Origin of the sequence: Moorena sp. SIO1G6 (genome assembly GCF_010672795.1) — a bacterium.
Classification (GTDB): domain Bacteria; phylum Cyanobacteriota; class Cyanobacteriia; order Cyanobacteriales; family Coleofasciculaceae; genus Moorena; species Moorena producens.
Genome location: NZ_JAAHFZ010000001.1, coordinates 268,354 through 289,829, shown reverse-complemented (window position 1 = coordinate 289,829; position 21,476 = coordinate 268,354). Strand labels below are relative to the sequence as shown.

Sequence of the window (21,476 nt, the reverse complement as noted above, 5' to 3'; positions counted from 1 at the left end):
CAAGTTAAAATTAAACTGATCCGTAAGCTCAAGTAATTTGAGATGAGAATACTAGCCCTTGTTCCTGGTGGAATTGGCGACCAAATCCTGTTCTTTCCCACCCTCTCACAACTAAAACAGTATTATCCCAAAGCTGAGATTGACGTTATTGTGGAACCGCGAGCCAAGGGGGCTTATCGGGTTTGTCAGTCAGTCGATGAAGTTCTAACCTTTGATTTTAAAGACCGCAATGGTCTCGCAGATTTTGGTAACTTGTTGGGAGTGATCCGCGATCGCGAGTACGATGCTGCGATGACCCTGGGACGTCGGTGGTCAGTTGGGCTGTTGCTCTGGATGACTGGTATTGTGCGTCGAATTGGTTACCAAGCTGGTTCAAGGGATTTGTTTTTTACCAACCCTGTGCCCCTAAAAACTGAGCAGTATGCTGCCCATATGTACCACGACTTACTACTAGGTTTCGGTATTAACGTTCCTTGTCAAGAACTCGCGGTTAGAGTTCCCAAATCAGATATTGAATGGGCAGAAGCTCAACAGCAACAGCTAGAGATTCCAGAAATTGGCTACATTCTTATTCATGGCGGTTCTAGTCAACTCGCTCTGTCCCAAGGAATTGATAAAATCTACCCAGTTGAGCAATGGCAGAAGATTGTTGAGGACATTCGCCAAAAACAACCAGATCTGCCCATTGTCTTGCTAAAAGGGCCAGAGGATGCAGAATGGTGCCAGGCTATGATCGAGTACCATCGTGACATCATTGTTACTGCTCCAGAAGATATTGGAAAATTGGCAGCCATGATTGCTGGTGCTAATTTGATGCTGTGTACCGATAGTGCACCGATGCATCTAGCTGTAGCTGTTGGTACTCCTACCATTGCCTTGTTTGGTCCGACACAGGCCAAAAAACTACTACCTGCCAAGGAGGGGGTATACGGTATTCAATCAGCTACCGGTCGGATTGCCGATATCAAACCGGAAACTGTATTAGAGCAAATTTGGGGTAGCTAATAGGCTCCCAGTATTTGTTGAGAAAGTAATAAAGGCGCTTTTCTGTTATCCCCAAACTCTGTTGAGGGAGGATGGAAAGCTGAAGCTATAGGGGTTGATTGAGATGATAATCAACCCGATGTGGACTTATACTTTGCACAGGCATAAACTGCCCATTCATCGTATCTCTTCTCCAACTATAGCGTTTCTTGTACTTATCAGCCCCGGCTCCATCTCCCCATCTCCCCATCAATCTTCTTTATGATGGGTATTCAACCGGACTTGATATCACCCCCTGAGATTTCGATCAGATCAAACAAAGTATCATCTAGTTCATAGCCAAGTAACTGAGCCATCGACTTGAGGCGGGATTGGCTTTGTATACCCCACTGCTTTAACCATTGACTAAGTACAAAGATCTTCTGCATCACGAAAATTTCTAAGGCTTCAGAGTTGTACTGGATGCCTTCTGTACGATTAAATTGGTGGGGCACTAGCATAGCAGTATAGCGGACGAATTCCCCAGATTTCCAATCTAGTAGAAAAGGTAACCAGGGATAGGTAGCATCCAAGCGCACAAACCATAACCGCACCTCTGGGATCTCTGAGAATTCTCGTGGATCCTCAGGATCGCAATCAAAATCAATCTTAAAGCCTAGCTGCTGCTCATAGTTTGCGATCGCACCGTCTTGCAGCCACCCTTCAACCACTGTCTGAGCTGGAGACAAGTCTAAGGTTTGGAAATGGTTAGTATTTAAGGAAATGATTGTAGTCACGCAATAGTTCCAATGTCAACAAAATCAGTAAAGTCTTATTACACTATTTTCTCCTGCTAGGCATTTATGTGGTCAAACACCTAGATGTTGCAGATATTTTGAGCAGCTACTACAATAGAGTCAGCAGGTTTTACTGGGAAGTTGGTGACTGCCAATAGTGTTTTTTGATCTATGCTCATATATATAAGGGAACTAATCGGATTTGCGGCAGTAGACTGGGAAAATACCCAGAAACTTCAAGCGATATTCGACAGTGCCCACCTGGTTAGCCAGGTCATAAACTGAGGTAAGACGGCTTCTTGGTGAACCTGTAGGATCAGACAATCATCGTCTGAAGGATGTTTGACTAGTGTTCGGCAACTAGTGCTCGGCAACTGGTAAGTAATCACCTAAACACAGGAATTGGCTGAAAAGCAATAGATCTAGTTCATAGCATTAGGTAAGCAGTAGACCTAAATGTTTTAGAGCTAAGTTTCTTAGCCCTAAGTATTTTAGTTTTTACTCAGGGAACTTAGGGTATAAATCCAGACCTATACTAGTCTAGCTATTAGTTTCCTCGAAAGCTAATAGCTAGACTAGTTATGAGGTTTGAGTATAAATCAAAACTATTCAAAATTCGGTGTTATCATAGCTACTTACAGCGCTCGGATCAGTATCACGCTTAGAGCCAAGTAAATCAAGGCGCTCTACTCGGATCACAGGTTGTGAGCGATCAGCTCCGGTGGTGCGATCGCTCCAAGTGTCAATTTTCAAAGACCCTTTTACACCAATTAAGCTACCTTTACGCACATAATTAGCAGCTACTTCCGCCGTCTTCCCCCAAATCTCTAAGTTGAACCAGTCAGGCTGATCACTATTGCGTGTCCGTCGTCTCACTGCCAAGGCCAGTTTACACAATACACCCCCAGACTCAAAATACTTAACATCTGGGTCTGTACCTGCACGACCGACTAAATGGACAACATTGAGACTCATAGTTATATTGGTACTTTTGTACTGATTATGGCTCTACAATAACAGATTCAGCTGGTGTATAACAATTACTAACTTATTTTAAGACTTATTTTAAGTCACCGAAGCAAGTCAGTCATCAACAATATTCTAGTTAACTGGAGCTTAACTTGAGCCGATGAAACCGTTATGTATTTGCAGCTGGGTGTATTCGCAGAAATTTCTTCCAAATAGTATCCGGAGAATCATAATGACCTAGTGTACTAGCGTACTAGACTAACTGGAAAAAACATAATAGAATCCACCTCAGTTACAGTTCCGGTGCAATTTCGGTTGTACACAGCATTTTGTGAGGCGTAGAAACTAGTGAGTATTTTGAATCACTTTTCCCTGTCACGGGACATGGGTATAGACCTGGGTACAGCTAACACCTTAGTCTATGTATCTGGTAAAGGCATTGTTCTTCAAGAGCCTTCTGTGGTTGCCATTGATCAAGACGAAAAGGTTCCCCTAGCCGTAGGCGAAGAGGCAAAAAAGATGTTGGGCAGAACCCCAGGTAATGTAGTTGCCGTACGTCCTTTACGGGATGGTGTGATTGCTGATTTCGATACCGCTGAACTGATGCTGAAGCACTTCATCCAGCGGGTAAACGAAGGCAAAGCCCTAGTTTCACCTCGGATTGTGATTGGTATCCCTAGCGGTGTCACAGGTGTGGAACGACGAGCCGTCATGGAAGCCGCATTACAGGCTGGTGCTAGAGAAGTTAGGTTAATTGATGAACCAGTAGCAGCAGCCATTGGTGCTGGATTACCTGTAGCAGAACCAACAGGTAACATGATTATTGATATCGGTGGAGGCACCACTGAGGTAGCAGTTCTAAGTTTGCAGGGAACAGTTCTAAGCGAATCAGTGCGTGTTGCGGGAGATGAACTGAGTGAAGCAATTACTCAGTATATGAAAAAAGTCCATAACCTAGTAATTGGGGAACGGACAGCAGAAGACATCAAAATCCGCATTGGCTCAGCCTATCCAACACCTGACGATAATGAAGCTGCCATGGAAGTGCGAGGATTACACTTGCTGTCTGGCTTGCCACGAACTGTTACGATCAAACGACCAGAGATTCGTGAAAGTATGGCAGAACCCCTTTCTGTTATTGTTGATGCTGTTAAGCGCACTCTAGAACGGACTCCCCCCGAGCTGGCAGCTGATATTATTGATAGAGGTATTATGCTGGCGGGTGGTGGTGCTTTATTGAAAGGATTAGATACACTGATTAGTCATGAAAGCGGCATTGTAACCCATGTGGCCGCTGATCCCCTCAGCTGTGTTGTTTTGGGAACTGGTCGAGTCTTAGAGAACTACAAACAGTTAGAGCGGGTGTTTAGTGGACGTTCCCGTAATATGTAATTGTCAGCTATTAAACATCAACCTTAAAGAGTATTTTTATTCAATATCTTAAGAGTGTAGATTGAGTGTGGCTAGTGTAAAAACTCACTGATTAGCCAAAATCTGACTATTTTATGGATAGGCTATGTACATGCTGCGTCGCTGGTGGGGGAGACATGGAGTAGCAATTATGCTGGGGAGTCTTACCCTAATTGCTGCTTGGTTACTTAGAAGAACTCAGGGTGCAACAATTTTTGAAATCTATCAATTGATAACCCGCCCTTTTCAATCGCTACCTGCTAAAGAAGAAAGCCTCTCTAATGCGCGGACACTGGAACTACAACAGCAGGTAGAGGAACTCAAAACCCAAAACCAGAAGCTAAAAGAGCTGTTAGGTTATAAAAAAACCCCGAAGAAACTAAGAATTGTTGCGCCTGTTGTGGGACGTAGCGCTGACAGCTGGTGGCAAGAAATCATTCTGGGAAGAGGGAGTGAAGCTGGGATCAAAAAGGGCTTCGTTGTTATGGCACCTGGCGGTGTAGTGGGTAGAGTCGTTACCGTGACACCCCACACCAGTCGTGCCTTGCTGATCAGTGACCCCACTAGTAAGGTAGGTGCCGTGATCAGCCGTAGCCGTAGCATGGGTTTTTTGCGTGGACAAGGAACTAATCGGGCAATAATGCAGTTTTTTGATAAAGTGCCAAACGTCCGTCCTGGTGATGCTGTGGCTACCTCCACTGTCAGCCAGCTTTTCCCAGCTGGTTTACCCCTAGGACGTGTAGAGTCTGTTATTCTTGACAAAAGTCCAGCCCCAGAGGCGATTATTGAGTTGACAGCCCCGATGAGTTATCTGGAGTGGGTGATTATTGATCCAAATGACCCATGACCCATGACCCATGACTAATCAACAATGACTAATCACCAATGACCAACACGTCTGAGTTTTCTATTTGGGTTCGTCGAACAATCAATTGGGCAGTGACAGTTAGTTCAGTTATCCTCTGCTCAATCTTATTACTGACACGTTTACCGGGAATGGAATTACTGGGAATCGCTCCCAACTGGCTGTTGATTTGGGTTGTTGCCTGGAGCATTAAACGCACAGCGTTTCAAGGAGCATTCGCAGGGTTGGTATTGGGATTAGTACAAGATGGTATGACATTCCCTGAGCCTACCCATGTCTATAGCCTTGCCATCGTTGGGATCTTGACTGCTCTAATTCAAAAGCAGCGGTATATTCAGGAAGATTTTATTTCAGTAGCTTTAATTGTGTTTGGCATGGCGATTGTTGGGGAAACAGTGACCGCTATTCAGCATAGTTTTCAAGGCTCTCGCCAATTAGCACAAATCTGGACAGACCATCAGCGTATTGCCATCTGTTCTGCAATTCTCAGTAGTCTTTGGGCACCAGTCGTCTACTATCCACTCAATCGGTGGTGGCAGTGGTGCAATTCAATGGAGCAATCCTAATGCTTTATGAAGGTTGAAGGTTGAAGGTTGAAGGTTGAAGGTTGAAGGTTGAAGGTTGAAGGTTGAAGGTTGAAGGTTGAAGGTTGAAGGTTGAAGGTTGAAGGTTGAAGGTTGAAGGTTGAAGGTTGAAGGTTATGGCTCTACCGAACCTAGTATGCATAAAACCGCGCTTATTGCTCACTAATTATCATTGAGCGGTTGATTTATAAAAAATTATTCTATCAAAAACTAAAACTCCCGCTCAATCAGGATTATACTAATTATTTCCTAACAGTGTCTTGATGCAAAGCGCGAGTGCGGGAAACGCCCGTAGAGCCACTGCATCGCTTTTACATAGCAAGTTCGGTAGAGCCAACAGCTCTAGAGAGTTCTAATAGATAAGAGGTGGCACAAAGTAGGTCGCTACAGATATGAGTAGGTTCAAACCGCTTGAGATATGATTCAGAACGAATGCCACAGGTAAGAGCTATGGTGGGAATTGAGAGGGCTTGTCCTGCGAGAATATCGGCTTCTGTATCACCAATCATCCAAGCAGATACCGATGGTTCAGCTAACAGAGATTGTTCCGTGTAGGATGAAGTACTATGGTCACAGAGGGCTTGTTGGAGAAGTTCCTGTTTAACCTGAGCATAGTTTTGATAAGCATGGTGGTTTTCTGTTGTGCCATAAATGCTGCTAAAAAGACGAGTTAAACCGTAATTGCTCAATATCTGTTTGACCTGAGATGTGGAACGCAATGTCACCAGAACGAGTCGGATGCCATAAGAATGCAGCAAAGCTAAGGCCCAGTTTAGGTTTGGTTGCAGCTGATCTTTGTTCAATAAGGCAGATTCATTCACAATCTTGATCACACGCCCCAAGAAGAAATCGATTTGCTCTCCTCGTAACCCTGAGCGCATGGCAATTTCCTCGTCAGGGATGCGTTCTTGCTTCATGTGCCAGAACTGCTGTTTACTCATGGTCTGGATTGGTAAGGTTATACCTTGAGCTTGGTAGAACCCTTGAGTATCGGTTAGTGCTAGCTGGTACGTGCTGTAGTAGCGATTGGAAACATCAACAATGGGACCGTCAAAATCACAGAATATGGTCAGTTGTTGCAAGTAGGGGACTGTATTTTGAGGCAGGGAAAATCGGGATAATTGCCTGTCTGGGGCAGCAACACAGTTCATAGATTAGTTCTTGGCTGGGCTGGGCTTTTTGACATACTTCTTTACAATGTACCAGTTTTAGTGTAGATTGCCACCTGCTTGAGGGGACATTGAATTGATACGATATTGTAGTCTGTCGGGAAAGGATGTTGACGGTTGACGGTTGATAGTTTAATTGCAACTATAAATAGTTAAATAAATAAAGGTAACTTTTTTCCTAAGGAACTGGAGCAGCACTTAGGCAAAATTAGGCAACAATTGCATTCCATGACCGCCACTTTGTACTAGCATTTGACTTCTCCCCCACTTGAAAGATGGGGGATTCTTCAGACCTTTATACTGAGGTTGTGGAAGCATACAGTTGTATTCGTCTCGGCTGAGTCAAAACAGCCCTACCCACTCTAGTTAGGTCGATGCCTAACCTTGTGGCTACCTTTGTGATTATGTTTGCGGCTCCGTTAGCGTCACTGTTAACTAGCCAGCCCTGAGATGTCTTGTACAGACCTCGACTGCAAGTTAATCAGCCTTGAAATCCAGCCTGACCACGTTCATCTGTTTGTTAATGCCTACCCTTGCCTATCTGCCAAAGACGTAGTAAATCGAGTTAAGGGAAGGTCATCAAGATATCTCAGACAAGAGTTTCCAATCCTGCTTAGACTCCCTTCCCTTTGGACTCGAAGTTATTTTGTCAGTACTGCCGGTAACGTCAGCTCTGAAACAGTTAGGCGTTATATTGAGAATCACAGAGAGCATCACGGAGCTTAAAAGCTCCTACCGCTGGCTACATCTCCCCCATGAATGTGGGTAGTTTTGCTTGCTAGCTGACTCTATAAAAACCTATATATTGATCTGTTCACTCCTGCTGTTGAGCTACTAGGGGCGTAATGAGCGAAAATATTGCTTTGAGTAGATTAATTCAAGACCCCCATCCTAATATTGGGATAAGACCACTATCTTTTTGTAGCTAGGCATGAGCTACTGTATCAATCCCCTGTGTCTTCAGCCAGATGACCCAGGGAACATGACGAATCTGGTTTGTCGCCATTGTGGCTCAGATTTGTTATTACAAGGTCGCTATCGGGTGATGCGCCTGTTGAGTGACCAAAGTGGCTTTGGTAAGGTTTACGAAGCTTACAACGGGGCAGTACCAAAAATTCTAAAAGTCCTTAAGCCGGAGCACAACTCGAAATCCAAAATTATTGAACTATTTCGCCAAGAGGCAGCTGTATTGAGCCAGCTGACTCATCCCGGTATCCCTCAAATCGATCCAGAGGGCTACTTTCAGTTTTTTCCTAGACATAGTAAGGAGCCCCTGCATTGCATCATCATGGAGAAAATTGATGGACTTAACTTGAAGCAGTGGATGAGGCAACAGGGCAATCACCCGATTTTAGAACCGCAAGCCCTTAAATGGTTAAAGCAGATAGTAGAGATTTTGCATCTTGTTCACCAAGAAAACTATTTCCATCGCGATATCAAGCCAGAAAACATCATGCTCCGTGCCAATGGGCAATTGGTATTGATTGACTTTGGCACTGCTAGAGAGTTGACCTATACCTACCTAGCGGAAATTGGTGGTGGAGGCAGTGTTACCAAGATTAGTTCCCATGGCTATACTCCCCCAGAGCAAGAAAAAGGCTATGCAGTCCCACAGTCCGATTTTTATGCTCTGGGGCGAACCTTTGTTTATTTACTGACTGGCAAATCAGTCACAGATCAGAGTGTTTATGATCCGTTAAATGATCAATTTCATTGGCGTGATCATGCTCCTCAAATATCTGAGCAGCTAGCAGACTTTATTGATAGTTTGATGGCACCAACCGCAGCAGCTCGACCTCAGAAGACTCAGCAAATTTTAAATGATCTAGCTAATATTTACTCTTTGATTAGTATTTCAAAGGCTAATACTAATATAGAAGGGAGTACAACCAACCAAAGCTTTAAAACTAAATCTCAACCCAATATTTCTATAGAAACGGAATTTGTAAAACCCCCAAGAAGAAGATGGTGGTTAGGAGGGATATTGGCTCTGGTGGTTGGATTATTTGGTGCTGGTGGTTGGCTATTGTATAAATCCTATAATGCTTCCCTGAGAAAATATCAAGAAATATCTGCTCAAGAATTATCTGTAGTTGACACTAAAACTTTCACTGGTCATTCAAGTTGGGTTAATTATCTAGTAATTAGTCCGGATGGACAACAATTAGTTAGTGCTAGTGCCGATAAAAATATTAAGATTTGGGATCTTAACACGGGAGAAGCAATCCACACTCTCGAAGGTCATAATAGCTATGTTAATTATCTAGCTATTAGTCCGGATGGACAACAATTATTTAGTGCTAGTGCCGATAAGACCATTAAGATTTGGGATATCAACACGGGACAAGAAATCCGCACTATCCAAGGTCATAAAAGTTATATTAATCATTTAGCGTTTAGTCCGGATGGACAACAATTATTTAGTGCTAGTGCCGACAAGACCATTAAGATTTGGGATATCAACACGGGACAAGAAATCCGCACTATCCAAGGTCATAAAAGTTCAATTAACTTTTTATTAATTAGTCAGAATGAGCAACAACTATTTAGTGCTAGTGCCGATAAAACGATTAAAATTTGGGATATCAACACTGGGGAAGAGCTCGACACTCTCAAAGGTCATGAGAGCTTTGTGAATTCTCTAGCCATAAGTCCGGATGGACAACGATTGTTTAGTGCTAGTGCTGACAATACTATCAAAGTCTGGAATCTAGATACTGGGGAAGAAGTCAACAGTCTAAATGATCATACCAATTATGTGGAAGAATTAGCTATCGGTGCTAAGTGTAAGAAGTTGTTCAGTGGAAGTGCAGATAAAACCATAAAAGTGTGGGATTTTGCTAATGAAAAACTAATCTATACCCTAAATGGTTTTCCAAATCCAATTGAATATTTTGCGATTAGTCCTGATTGCCAGACAATTGCTACTAGTGGTGGTAAAAAGATAATCAAACTCTGGCAGGTGCCACAGTTAAGTAATTAGTTTGTAAGTAATTAGTGTTCGTGAGCTATTGGTTAGCAATTTCGATTTGCTGATGTTTAGAGGTAAAGTTAGTTAAATGCTGATGAATGTAATTAATGATTACAAATAACATTTCAATAGTAACAGACGAATAGTAACAGACCAATGGATAACTCTCCTGTGACATCTTTTCCTGAAACTCCTTTGGCGCAAGCCATGATACAGCGGTGCATCCAACTAGCACGGCAAGCCCTGGGACGTACTACACCCAACCCTTTAGTGGGTTGTGTAATTGTCCGGAATGGGGAAATTGTCGGGGAAGGGTTTCATCCCGCTGCTGGTCAACCCCACGCGGAAGTGTTTGCCCTCTCAGAGGCTGGGGAAAATGCCCAGGGCGCAACAGTTTACGTTAATCTGGAACCCTGCAATCACTATGGTAGAACCCCTCCTTGTACAGAAGCGTTAATTAAGGCTGGAGTCGCTAAAGTAGTGGTCGGGATGGTGGATCCTGATCCACGGGTATCTGGAAAAGGTATTGAACGGTTAAGGGCGGCTGGGATTGAAGTGGTGGTAGGTGTGGAAGAGAGTGCTTGCCGTCAGCTCAATGAAGGCTTTATTCATCGCATTCTTTACCAGCGTCCATTGGGAATTCTCAAGTATGCCATGACCTTAGATGGCAAAATTGCTGCTACTAGTGGTCACAGCAAATGGATTACAGGGGAAAAGTCCCGCAGTTGGGTGCATCAACTACGATCAGCTTGCGATGCAGTGATTGTGGGCGGTAATACGGTGCGTCAGGATAACCCCAATTTGACTAGTCACAATCCAAACGCACCGAATCCCCTACGGGTGATCATGAGTCGCACCCTCGACTTACCGAGAGATGCTCGTGTTTGGCAAACGGATGATGTGCCTACGTTGGTGTTTACAGAGGTCGGAACTGAGGGAGATTTATATCAACATCTGGTCAACCAGGGTGTAGAGGTGGTGGTATTGAATCCCCTGACTCCTTCTCGAGTAATGGCATATTTATATGACAGGCAGCTTTCGAGGGTGTTATGGGAATGTGGTGGTATCTTAGCTGCAAATGCGATCGCAGATGGTGCAGTCCAAAAAATCTTAGCCTTTATTGCTCCAAAAATCATCGGTGGTCACGGTGGTCCCTCACCGGTAGGAGATTTGGGCTTGACACTCATGACTGATGCTCTAACCTTAGAACGAGTCAGTTGGCGTCAGCTAGGATCGGATTATGTTGTCGAAGGTTATATACCTAATAGGGAGTAGGGAGTAGAGTCGGGAGTCGGGAGTCGGGAGTCGGGAGTCGGGGTAAGAAAATTTACTTTACCTTATTCAAGGCTATTTAGTGCTGGGCGCAAGGCTATATTTATAAAAAATATATCTATAAAATTTGAGATAAAAACTGCTTAGTACGTTCATGTTGAGGATTGTTGAAAAATTCCTGGGGTGTACTTTCTTCCACCAACTTCCCATCAGCCATTAGGACCACTCGGTCTGCGACTTCTCTAGCAAAACCTACTTCGTGGGTAACGCAAACCATAGTCATCCCAGAATCAGCAAGCGATCGCATGGTATCGAGTACCTCTCGCACCATCTCCGGGTCTAGAGCTGAGGTAGGCTCATCAAATAACATGATTTTAGGCTGCATTGCCAAAGCACGGGCAATAGCTACCCGTTGCTGTTGTCCCCCTGACAGTTGACCGGGATACTTCTTAGCTTGTTCGAGAATACCGACTTTCTCTAACAGCTGCATGGCAATTTCTTCAGCTTTTGCCTTTTTCCAGCGCCGCACCCAAATCGGAGCAAGGGTAACATTTTGCAGCACAGTGAGGTGAGGAAATAAGTTAAATTGTTGGAACACCATCCCCACTTCCTTGCGAATAGTATCAATGTTTCGCAAGTCATGGGATAGTTCAATGTTATCAATAATAATTTTTCCTTTTTGATAGTCTTCTAGAGCATTAAATGTCCGAATAAAGGTGGATTTACCAGACCCACTAGGCCCCATGATCACCACTACTTCTTTTTTCTTGACTTCTAGACTGACACCACGCAGAACATGAAATTGGTTGCTGGCGTACCACTTATGAACATCTTGAGCGATGATCATGGATTCGGTATCTCCGGCATTCCCTGGGTCTTGAGGAGAAGTGATCGGTTGTTGATTGGTCATGATTCTTTTCCCTTTAGTAACGTTGGATTGGCTTACAGGTTAAAGGTTACAGGTTGAAAGTTAGAGGTTGAAGGTTAGAGGTTGAAGGTTAGAGGTTGAAGGTTAGAGGTTGAAGGTTAGAGGTTGAAAGTTAGAGGTTGAAGGTTACAGGTTGAAAGTTACAGGTTGAAAGTTAGAGGTTGAAGGTTAGAGGTTGAAGGTTAGAGGTTGAAGGTTAGAGGTTGAAGGTTACAGGTTGAAAGTTGCAGGTTGAAAGTTGCAGGTTGAAGGTTACAGGTTGAAAGTTACAGGTTGAAAGTTACAGGTTGAAAGTTACAGGTTTAAGGTTATATAGCGTTTATCGCAGTTATGAGGTATTTTCTTCTTTGACGTTGATTCCCTGTCTTCATGCACCCCAGGGCTATTCCCTATTCCCTATTACCTATTCCCTATTCCCTGTTCCCTGTTCCCTGTTCCCTAAAATCCATAAATTGTGTACCTCATAGCTATGAGAATTGCTATAATCTAGATTCAATGGTCTACATTCAATTGTTTTTCCAGACGTCGGCTGGCTGTGGACATGGCGTAACAAAATAACCAGAATAGGACTCCGTCGAATAAATATACTTCTTGATAGGGGGTTTCAAATTTGGCTTGGGCAAAGATAGAATCACCGATACCAAGCAACTCCACTAGACCTACAACAAATAGGAGAGTTGTGTCTTGAAACAGACTAATAAACTGACCGACAATAGCAGGAATAACAGCTTTGAGTGCCTGAGGTAACACAATCAGCCCTACGGATAGGGGAGTATTTAAACCCAATGCTTTGGCAGCTTCGATTTGACCTGTAGGTATAGATTGCAGTCCTCCTCGTACATTCTCTGCTAAGTAAGCAGCACTAAATAAAGTCAGACCGATTATTGCCCTTAACACCCGGTCTGGTCGCATTCCTTGTGGTAGAAATAGTGGGATAATTACTTGTCCCATGAACAAAATCGCAATCAGAGGTAGTCCTCGGATTAGTTCAATGTAAAGGATAGAGAAGCCGCGCACAACTGGTAAGGTACTTTGTCGTCCTAAGGCTAGTAATACACCTAGGGGAAAACAGATTAAAATACTGACGACTGCGGCTAAGACATTCAGCAGTAAACCACTCCATTGATTAGTGGATACCTGTTTTAGTCCGAGTCCTCCTCCCAGAAGCCACAGGAAGATTAATAAAGCAATAAACCAAGCTAAAGGTAACCAATTCCCCAATTTCGGTTGAGTCTTAGCAACCTGTTGTGCTCCCCAAGCACTAGCTACCAGTAACACTACTATTCCTAAGAGCAATAAGCGATAGGGAATTGCTACTGGAAATAGCACTAAGATAGCACCACTGATCACAAGAGCTATTAACACATTGCGACTAAATAGAGTAGGAACATTTCTTGCTAAAACTCCCCAAGTTATCCCGGAGAGGAATACAATAATCCCCAGAATCAACCATGGACGCCAGTTTTCTGTGGCGGGATAGGTTCCTACAAAAAATAGACGGAAGTTAAGCTTAATAACATCCCACTGGGCTTCAGTCGTTGCCCATGTTATCAAGCCTTTTACGGTTACGAATAGAAAACCGAAAACAGTAACCGTTAGTATGCTATTATACCAAGTACTAAATAAATTTTTCTTTATCCAGGTAACTGGATTAACCTGTAGTTCAGGGGGTGGTGCTAGTTCAGGAGGTTGAGAATTAACAGTAGTCATTATCTAGTTATAAGTCAACAGTTAACCAATTATCTTTCCTGCAATTGAACTGTCCGATTCAATAGGTTCATTACGAAAGAAATGATCAGGTTAATGGTTAGATAGGTCAGGGGTATGATCACCACGATTATTTCGATTTCATGACCCGCTTGGTTGAAGGTGGTTTGAGCAATAGAGTAGATATCTGGATAGCCAATAGCAGATGCTAAACTAGAGTTTTTGGCTAGGTTCATATACTGGCTGTTTAGGGAAGGGATAATTACCCGCAAGGCTTGGGGAAAAATAACTAACCGCATAGCTAAGCCTGACTTCAGTCCCAAAGATCTTGCTGCTTCCCACTGTCCCTTCTGTACTGACTCTATTCCAGCTCGGACAATTTCCGCGATAAACGCACCTGTGTAAAAGACTAGACCAGCTAGTAAGGCACAGAACTCAATAGTTAGCCGGAGTCCGCCTTCAATATTACCTGTGTCGATAACTTCTTGCGGTCTTTGCCAACCAAAACCGATGATGATAATTAAGACAGCAGCAATTGCGATCGCAATTAAAGCAATTAACTGGGGCTGACCGGATTGTGCTTGTTCTACCATCACTTTAGTGCGCCACTGCCAGATGAAAACTGCTGCGATCGCACCGACTAGCAAAACCACCAACCACAGAAACAGCTGGGTGGTGAAGGGGGGCCAAGGAATATAAATTCCCCGCTTGCTCAAAAATATCGACCCAGGTAACTGAATTTTTTCCGACAGTTTTGGCAGTTGGAAGAAAACCCCAAAGTACCAAAATAGCAATTGCAGCAGCAGTGGTGTATTGCGCACCACTTCCACATACACCAGACTCAGCTTACTCACTAGCCAATTGTCAGAAAAACTAGCTATCCCGGCGGTAATACCAACAATAGTTGTCAGGATAATCCCAAACACCATCACCCGCAATGAATTGGCCAGTCCGATCAATAAAGCATAGCTATAGGGGTCAGTGGCTTTGTAGGGAATGGGAGTATCGCCAATACCAAATTTGGCTTGATCTTGGAGAAAATCAAACCCCAATTTAATCGCTTGTTGCTGAATATTTCGGCTTAAGTTGGTGCCTAGCCATGCCACGACCGCAATCACCACCAGCACAAATAGGACTTGTATGGCAATGCGCCAAAATCGGTCATCCCGCCACAAAGGAGGCTTTTGACCTATATTGCTTGTCATTGGTTAGTTGTTTAGGTTGAAGGTTACAGGTTGCTTGGTTGAAGGTTGAAGGTTGGTTGGTTGAAGGTTGAAGGTTGGTTGGTTGAATGTTGGAGGTTGGTTTAATGTTGGAGGTTGGTTTAATGTTGGAGGTTGGTTGAATGTTGGAGGTTGGTTGAAGGTTGCAGGTTGGTTGAAGGTTGGAGGTTGTAGGTTGGTTAAAGGTTTTAGGTTTTAGGTTACAGATTTTAGGTTTTAGAGGCAGTTTTCAAAGTGTTGGATGCTACTCGAAACCGCTCCCTAGCCCCCCTTTGGGGTTAATTTGGCTCAAAGTCTCCCAGATTTCGGGGATAATCGTGGCTCATGCCAAACATTTGGTACTTCTCAAAGATCCTCTTAGGTTTTAGGTTTACTGTTAACAGCCAACTTTCAACATTCAACCTGCAACCTTGGCCTATTGGCCACGCTACGCGAACAACCAATCAACCTTGGCCTATTGGCCACGCTACGCGAACAACCAATCAACCTTGGCCTATTGGCCACGCTACGCGAACAACCAATCAACCTTGGCCTATTGGCCACGCTACGCGAACAACCAACTAACCTTCAACCAACCAACCTTCAACCAACCAACCTTCAACCTTCAACCTGAAACAGTTAACAATCCCTTAACGGAAGGGTGGAGAATACAAAATACCCCCACGAGTCCAGAGGTCATTCAGACCCCGATTGAGTTTGAACTGAGAATTTTTACCCAAGTTACGGTCATAGACTTCGCCGTAGTTACCCACGTGCTTAATCACTCGCGCTGCAAAATCGTTTTCTAAACCGAGACCTTTGCCTAATTCACCTTCAACACCTACGAAGCGTTTGACAGTCGGGTTAGGACTGTTACTCATTTGTGCCACATTCGCCTTAGTAATCCCTAACTCTTCGGCTTCAATCAAGGCGAAGGTAACCCACTTAACTACATCAAACCAAGCGGAGTCATTATTAATAGTCACTGGTCCCAAGGGTTCCTTGGACATGGTAACATCTAGAAGTACATGATCATCAGGCTTAGGCAGAGTGCTACGTTTGGCCAATAGTTGGGATTTATCAGAAGTCATGCCGTCACAACGTTCTTCGTTATAGGCAGTATAGGCAGGGTCTGCTTTCTGAAATACCACTGGCTCAAATTCGACACCTGCTTCCCGCATCTTGTCGGTTAAATTCAACTCAGTAGTGGTTCCAGTTTCCACACAGACGGATTTTCCTTTAAAATCTTTGAGTGTCTTAATCCCACTGTTTTTGCGCACCATCATGCCCTGACCATCATAAAAGGTAGTAGGGGCAAATTCTAAGTTATTGGTAGAGCTATCTCGGCTAAGAGTCCAAGTGGTATTGCGCGAGAGCATATCCACTTCACCATTCCGGACGGCGGGAAATCGCTCCGTGGAGTCAAGGTTACGGTACTCTACTGCTTTTGGGTCATCAAACAAAGCAGCAGCAACTGCTTTACAGACATCCACATCTAGCCCGGAGTAGTTACCGCTCCCATCCACAAAGCTAAATCCGGGAATGCCACCGTCAACACCACAAATCAGCTTGCCACGGCTCTTGACTATATCTAAGCGGCTTTGTTTAGCGCTTGTCCCACCTCCTTCACAGGCTGTTAAGGGTGCAACTAATACTAGAGTGGCTAGTACCAGAGAACTCCATTTAGGCATAAGTTTTTTCTTGGTCTTGTTTTTTAGATATACAACGGCCTCACGCGATCAGCTGACATGAGCTTCCGCTGCTTAAGCTTGCTTGCATTTTAGATCAAGTTGGTTAGATTACTTATGCAGCTAGATTAGTTATCTAGCAAAGGTAACAGGGAGTAGGGAGTAGGGAGTAGGGAGTAGGGAGTAGGGAACTTCCGATCAAATCAAAAATTATCACAATTCCTACACGGATTGCTATCCTATGGATCGGCTGCTAATGGGTAAGTAAAGTAGACTTCGCCGCAGTTGTCGGGAACTTCAGACCAGGGAACTTTAGTTATTGTAGTTACAAACTCTTAATTGTAATTCTTTTTAAGTTTTTTTGAAAAAAAACTAAGGTGGTAATAAGCAGGACAGGCACGTTAAAGAAATAAGTATTTATAGACTACAGGTAGTCCTAAATCACGACCAAACCTCAAGTCTTTAGATGTTCCGGTGCCTGCTCCCGATGCATCTGTGTATTCAGCAACGCCGTCACTGGCATCAGTGTCATTCTTAAGATTTTAATTATAATTTTTGCTGATCTCTTTGTTTATCATTTTTCTAGATAAAATTACTGAAACCTAAAAATTACTTACCCTCATGACAACTCCTCGATTGTATCTGCCGAAACCCCGAGAGGCGGTGGGCAACTATCTCAGAATAATTTCAATCAATGATGTTTACGACATCAAGAATTATCCCTACGTGGAAACAGTGATTCAATCCCTGAAGGAAACATCGGAAGATGCGGTGGTGATTGCCTGCCTCAGCGGAGACTTTCTCTCTCCTTGTTTGATTACCTCACTTGATGGCGGTAAAGCCATGCTGGACGTGCTCAAGGTAGTCAACATTGATTATATTTGCTTTGGCAACCATGAATTCGATGTCAGCCTGGATGTCCTCGGTGAGCGTTTTAAAACCTACGAAGGAAAATGCTTAAATAGCAACATCTTGGACTTGCCAATTGTGGATGCCAGTGGTCAGCCACTTCCGAAATATGAAATTGTTGAGGTAGGTTCTCATAGAGTTGCCTTTGCTGGATTTTGCACTAGTAAGATCAATACTTTCCGACCCGGGGCGAACCTAACCATTCAACCCATCTTCGATGCTTTAAAGGAAACCTGGTCTAAGTGTTCCAATGACGCAACCATGCTGATTCCGTTGACCCATCAGACCATTGCCGAAGATCGGGAACTAGCCACGGGGATCCAGCAAGATGACCAACTTAGTGGTAAGGTTCCTGTAATTGTTGGGGGGCACGAGCATGAGATTTATATTGAGAAAATTGAGCGGAGCCTGATTGTTAAGGCTGGTGCTGATGCTACTAATGTGGTGGTTGTTGATGTGTGGTGGGATGCTTCCGAGCAGTGGCATAGTGCTGTTCATCTGTTGCCAGCCAGCCATTTTGATGCCGATACCAAGGTCCAAAAGTTTGTAGAAAGTACCCAGAATTTTCTAGGTTCGCTGATGGATGTGGAAATTTTTGAGGTAAAAGAACCCATGTCCTCTAAACGGATGCGATTCCAACCCGAAAAAGTGGCCTCAACCCTATGTTCTTATATCAAGAAAAGCTTTAAAAATGTCGATCTAGTTATGATCCAGGGAGGATCCTTTCGGGGTAAGCGAGACTATGAGAAGGGAGAATCGTTCACATATAGGGATTTGTTGGAAGAGATGCCATTGGATACCGAAATGGCCTTGATTAAGGTGCCAGGGTACATCTTACAAGATGCGATCGCCGAAACTCGCGGCACGCCCGATCGGGAAGCATCCAATTTTCTCCATGCCGATCTTGATGTAGTAATTGAAGACTACCCGAGTCTAAAAATTGTCAGCATTAACCACGCTCCATTTGACCCTCAAAAGATTTACAACCTCAGTATTGTCCAATTCTTGTTGAGGGGGCTCGATCAAATCAAACCGTTGGTAGATTATGTCAACGCAAATGGAGGTGCTCCGCCTTTGGAGCAATGTCTACCCGGCCAAAACCTGATCGTGGAAAGCTGTATGAAAGATGCCTGGAGAGTTTTGGTTGATTATGAGCAATGGGACGCTGATGGCGATGGGGAAATCACCAGAGAAGAGCTGAAACAGGGTGTCAAAAATGCCTTTGCCTTTCTCGATCAAAATCAGGATGGCTATATTTCCCCCGCAGAACTACGGGCAGCATTGGCAGAACGGACAGGCCGCACCCAGAAAGGATTAATCACCCTGATGTTTGAGGTGTTGGATGTCGATAAAGATGGTATGGTGTCGATGGATGAGCTGGCATCGTTAGCAATGTAATGAAAAAAAGGTGTTGCAAAAAAGCTAGAATAGACCATGTCTAAAGCTGATGAAAGTTTTCAAAACAAACCTCAATCTTTGCGGCTCCATGAGCTGTTATCTAGTTTATTGAATTCACAGAAAACCTCTGATCGGCATCCCTTGCCCATCATGGGAACGATGCAAGACCTGGCTAGTTTACGGGGTGGGTAGTGCCTTTCAGGGCATTACCCCTGTTCCCATCCCCTATGTCTGAGCTTGATCCGCGCTTATGCCCCACGTCCGCACCAAAGGTCGGCGTGGGATGAATGGCGGAGGCGGAACTTTGATATTTTGTTTTGATCTATAATGGACTTTTGAGCTATAATGAGCATAGTAGGGAAGACAAATTAAGAGCTAACCGCCACCTACGTTCCTAAAAAATAGAACTTATTGTATTGTTCCGGCGCGGAGGGGCATCCCGTGTCGTTAATAAAGCTTATCGAGTATCCTAAGCAATGGCTGGAGTTGGTAAGAAGCCCACACTGTAATCTTTCATTCAGTGTGGGAGTATGTCACGTTATCGGCTAGATGTTGGGCAAGGGCAACCATGGTCAAGGTTGGGTTCCAAGAACCGCCAGTGGGCCAAAGTGAAGCTCCGGTGATATAGACGTTCTCTACACCCTTGAGCCGATAATCTAATCCGACAACAGCCTCTTCATCATCCCCAATCCACATGGTTGAGGCTTCGTGTACCAATCCGGGAACACGAGTTTTGTGGCGTTCGCGCTTCCATTGTCCCGTATCCGGATCACCGTGCCAATATTCTACTCGGTCTTTTCCTTTTGGGGACAAACCCTGCTCAATAACCTCAAAAGTGGCTTTGTCCATAGTATCCCACAGGGATAAGTCTTTGTCCGTTTCTAACACTTGCAGGGTAACATTGGTTGTGGGATCATCCCCATCATTTTTTTGTAACCCGTTACCAGGGTTATCGAATAGTTCACCCAGAACCGCACAGACAAACACGATGTAATCCGTGGATGTCTCAAGTTGTTGGGGTGAGGCGGTGGCTACCACATCCGGCATATTACGAGCCGCTGTATCAATGTGAGTCTTATTAGTTGGGTCAGGGTCGGATATAGCTGAGAGTTGAATGTGATATTGTCCCTGAGTTTCCTGATCGACGCCAGCCAAGTAGATAGCTGCCAACTCCAGATTTTTTTTCCTTAAATCATCTTTAATGCTTTCTTCCCAGTCAAAGATTTCCAGAAAGTCCTCTCGGGGAATACGGGCAACAATGGCACTGATAAAGTGGGCGGTAAACCGCTTACCCGCATTTTTTGCTTGTGGAAAAGAATTCAAAACCAGGGTTGTTGATGGTATACTCCCCATGGCTAAAATAACTTTACCAAAAATTTTGGGTTTAAAGCCCCGTCCTTATAGGACGGCTTTCTTTTTAAGTTAAAACTTGACAGTTTTATCACTGCTTGTTATTATAAAATTATAAACAAAAAAAAATAGATAAATACTATCTAATGATAAGTAGACAACGTAAAAAATATGTATCAGATACATATTGCGTAATTTGGTCTAACGACTTAAACGTCTATGAAAAAAAATTAGATAAAAAAAGTATCTATCTATATAAAAAAAGGTACGGTGGGGCACACCGAAACCTAAATCTTTGATTTAAACGCTTATGGAGAATTGCCCTCTACTTTTTCTGGTTCCGACCTGATCAAGCAAGACAGCTCGTTGAAGTAAGAATCCCCGTCCTTAAAGGACGGGGAGTGTCAATATCGCCAACATTGACCACCCCACGGGTTGTTTCCAATGCTGTTGCTTGGTTTTCCTGTTGCCAGATCCGTGTCACTATACATTCGGTGACAATACTCAGTCGGGAATCAATCTGACGTTTTTTGGCTTCTTCCTGGCATTTTATTACCTGATCCAGAAGTGGCCCTGGTGTGGAAAACTTTTCCACGTCAGTGGATGTAATCGTTGGAGTGCCGACCGCAATCTGAGCATGTTCGACGCGGGTGGCTGACTTAATATCCTGAAGATTCTGCTTCAATCTCTCAGTTAGTTGATTTTGCCAGTGGTCAAAGATATTTCCGGTTTCTTCGTGATTGGCTCCAACCACATTCAGCAACATTTTCGCCGTCTTGAAATAGTCTTGCGCTGCCTTAATCGTTGCTTGAGGCCAACCGTTCATTTCCTCTGTTGTCGGTTCAGGACACCAGGCACTCCATAGGGTGGAAGCACCTCCGAAAAAGGGGATTATCCCATGCTGCCATTTAATATATTTATTAAGATTAAGGGTCTTAGATGATAAAGTCCAGGGAAAGGTTTTTAACGCCTGCTTGAGTAACAGTTTTTGGTAGGAGTTCGGTAAGTTTTGAACGTGTTCTGGCAGGAAAAATGACCCGCGTTCGATGAGCAGAATTCTAGCATTATCATCTTTTTTTAGAACTCTCTCAATAAAGCCAAGAGCACAAAAGCCACTGCCAATAACGATATAGTCAAATTGTTTTTCTTCTCGCGTCTTTTTCCATTCACTGGGGGAGAGAAAAAAGACATGGTTCATGATGTCTTGACTATTAAGTTCCTGTTGACCCGGCGTGGAATACCCATAATTAAAATTGGGTGATGATAATACAGTCATCAACGTTACTCTATTTAA

Annotated in this window: 19 protein-coding genes, 1 other RNA gene and 1 pseudogene; 11 read left to right on the top strand and 10 right to left on the bottom strand. The window is 43.9% G+C overall.

The features are described 5' to 3' along the window. Positions 1-42: 42 nt before the first annotated feature. Complete coding sequence (locus F6K63_RS01310) at positions 43-1,005, top strand: glycosyltransferase family 9 protein (RefSeq protein WP_008186430.1); 963 nt, start codon at positions 43-45, stop codon at positions 1,003-1,005. 251 nt (positions 1,006-1,256) lie between these two features. Here the strand turns inward: F6K63_RS01310 and F6K63_RS01305 are convergent, their stop codons facing one another. After that, the gene (locus tag F6K63_RS01305) at positions 1,257-1,760 is read right to left on the bottom strand and encodes a CRR6 family NdhI maturation factor (protein ID WP_008186432.1); all 504 of its coding nucleotides are present in this window, start codon (positions 1,758-1,760) and stop codon (positions 1,257-1,259) included. Positions 1,761-1,887: 127 nt separating this feature from the next. Here F6K63_RS01305 and ssrS point away from each other — a divergent pair. After that, positions 1,888-2,070, top strand: a non-coding RNA gene (gene ssrS / locus F6K63_RS01300) — 6S RNA. A 299-nt stretch (positions 2,071-2,369) separates the two neighbouring features. On the opposite strand, the gene F6K63_RS01295 is transcribed toward ssrS, so the two are convergent. Next, positions 2,370-2,735 carry a single-stranded DNA-binding protein gene (locus F6K63_RS01295; protein WP_075900051.1) on the bottom strand — a complete coding sequence of 122 codons (366 nt, stop codon included), beginning with the start codon at positions 2,733-2,735 and terminating at the stop codon, positions 2,370-2,372. Positions 2,736-3,113: 378 nt separating this feature from the next. Between F6K63_RS01295 and F6K63_RS01290 the strand changes: the two genes are divergently transcribed. The 3 genes from F6K63_RS01290 to mreD all read left to right on the top strand — a co-directional run bounded on the left by F6K63_RS01290 (position 3,114) and on the right by mreD (position 5,570). Beyond that, positions 3,114-4,121 (top strand): rod shape-determining protein, encoded by a 1,008-nt coding sequence (locus F6K63_RS01290; protein WP_008186438.1) that lies wholly within the window; start codon positions 3,114-3,116, stop codon positions 4,119-4,121. Between the two features lie 124 nt (positions 4,122-4,245). Beyond that, positions 4,246-4,986 (top strand): rod shape-determining protein MreC, encoded by a 741-nt coding sequence (gene mreC / locus F6K63_RS01285; protein WP_044493822.1) that lies wholly within the window; start codon positions 4,246-4,248, stop codon positions 4,984-4,986. 38 nt (positions 4,987-5,024) lie between these two features. After that, positions 5,025-5,570 (top strand): rod shape-determining protein MreD, encoded by a 546-nt coding sequence (gene mreD / locus F6K63_RS01280; RefSeq protein WP_008186442.1) that lies wholly within the window; start codon positions 5,025-5,027, stop codon positions 5,568-5,570. Between the two features lie 4 nt (positions 5,571-5,574). Here mreD and F6K63_RS01275 read toward each other — a convergent pair whose 3' ends face one another. Further along, entirely contained in the window at positions 5,575-5,730 is a 156-nt protein-coding gene (locus F6K63_RS01275) for a hypothetical protein (RefSeq protein ID WP_287310448.1), read from the bottom strand. 169 nt (positions 5,731-5,899) lie between these two features. Further along, positions 5,900-6,739, bottom strand: a complete 840-nt coding sequence (locus tag F6K63_RS01270) for an HAD family hydrolase (RefSeq protein ID WP_008186444.1) — start codon at positions 6,737-6,739, stop codon at positions 5,900-5,902. Between the two features lie 495 nt (positions 6,740-7,234). Between F6K63_RS01270 and tnpA the strand changes: the two are divergent. From tnpA to ribD, 3 genes and pseudogenes are all read left to right on the top strand, one after another. Further along, positions 7,235-7,483: pseudogene (gene tnpA, locus F6K63_RS01260) on the top strand (IS200/IS605 family transposase); the annotation flags it as partial. Positions 7,484-7,688: 205 nt separating this feature from the next. After that, complete coding sequence (locus F6K63_RS01255; RefSeq protein WP_287310446.1) at positions 7,689-9,740, top strand: protein kinase domain-containing protein; 2,052 nt, start codon at positions 7,689-7,691, stop codon at positions 9,738-9,740. 144 nt (positions 9,741-9,884) lie between these two features. Beyond that, positions 9,885-11,003, top strand: coding sequence for a bifunctional diaminohydroxyphosphoribosylaminopyrimidine deaminase/5-amino-6-(5-phosphoribosylamino)uracil reductase RibD (ribD, locus tag F6K63_RS01250; RefSeq protein ID WP_008186450.1), 1,119 nt, complete (start codon positions 9,885-9,887; stop codon positions 11,001-11,003). A gap of 115 nt (positions 11,004-11,118) precedes the next feature. Here the strand turns inward: ribD and F6K63_RS01245 are convergent, their stop codons facing one another. The 3 genes from F6K63_RS01245 to F6K63_RS01235 all read right to left on the bottom strand — a co-directional run bounded on the left by F6K63_RS01245 (position 11,119) and on the right by F6K63_RS01235 (position 14,840). After that, entirely contained in the window at positions 11,119-11,910 is a 792-nt protein-coding gene (locus F6K63_RS01245; protein ID WP_287267878.1) for an amino acid ABC transporter ATP-binding protein, read from the bottom strand. A gap of 510 nt (positions 11,911-12,420) precedes the next feature. Beyond that, positions 12,421-13,638, bottom strand: a complete 1,218-nt coding sequence (locus F6K63_RS01240; protein ID WP_008186454.1) for an amino acid ABC transporter permease — start codon at positions 13,636-13,638, stop codon at positions 12,421-12,423. Positions 13,639-13,667: 29 nt separating this feature from the next. After that, positions 13,668-14,840, bottom strand: a complete 1,173-nt coding sequence (locus tag F6K63_RS01235) for an amino acid ABC transporter permease (RefSeq protein WP_071104663.1) — start codon at positions 14,838-14,840, stop codon at positions 13,668-13,670. A 436-nt stretch (positions 14,841-15,276) separates the two neighbouring features. On the opposite strand from F6K63_RS01235, the gene F6K63_RS01230 reads away from it, so the two are divergent. Next, complete coding sequence (locus F6K63_RS01230) at positions 15,277-15,471, top strand: hypothetical protein (protein ID WP_287310444.1); 195 nt, start codon at positions 15,277-15,279, stop codon at positions 15,469-15,471. Positions 15,472-15,487: 16 nt separating this feature from the next. Here F6K63_RS01230 and F6K63_RS01225 read toward each other — a convergent pair whose 3' ends face one another. Then, a complete protein-coding gene (locus F6K63_RS01225; protein ID WP_287267882.1) occupies positions 15,488-16,528 on the bottom strand; it encodes an amino acid ABC transporter substrate-binding protein in 1,041 nt (346 codons plus the stop codon). A gap of 618 nt (positions 16,529-17,146) precedes the next feature. On the opposite strand from F6K63_RS01225, the gene F6K63_RS01220 reads away from it, so the two are divergent. Next, positions 17,147-18,832, top strand: coding sequence for an EF-hand domain-containing protein (locus F6K63_RS01220; protein WP_287310442.1), 1,686 nt, complete (start codon positions 17,147-17,149; stop codon positions 18,830-18,832). Positions 18,833-18,868: 36 nt separating this feature from the next. Beyond that, entirely contained in the window at positions 18,869-19,024 is a 156-nt protein-coding gene (locus F6K63_RS01215) for a hypothetical protein (protein ID WP_158026483.1), read from the top strand. Between the two features lie 321 nt (positions 19,025-19,345). Here F6K63_RS01215 and F6K63_RS01210 read toward each other — a convergent pair whose 3' ends face one another. Beyond that, positions 19,346-20,155: a GMC oxidoreductase gene (locus F6K63_RS01210; RefSeq protein WP_287310440.1), complete on the bottom strand. Its 810-nt coding sequence runs from the start codon at positions 20,153-20,155 to the stop codon at positions 19,346-19,348. Between the two features lie 376 nt (positions 20,156-20,531). Further along, positions 20,532-21,458: a hypothetical protein gene (locus tag F6K63_RS01205; RefSeq protein ID WP_287310438.1), complete on the bottom strand. Its 927-nt coding sequence runs from the start codon at positions 21,456-21,458 to the stop codon at positions 20,532-20,534. Between the last annotated feature and the right edge of the window lie 18 nt (positions 21,459-21,476).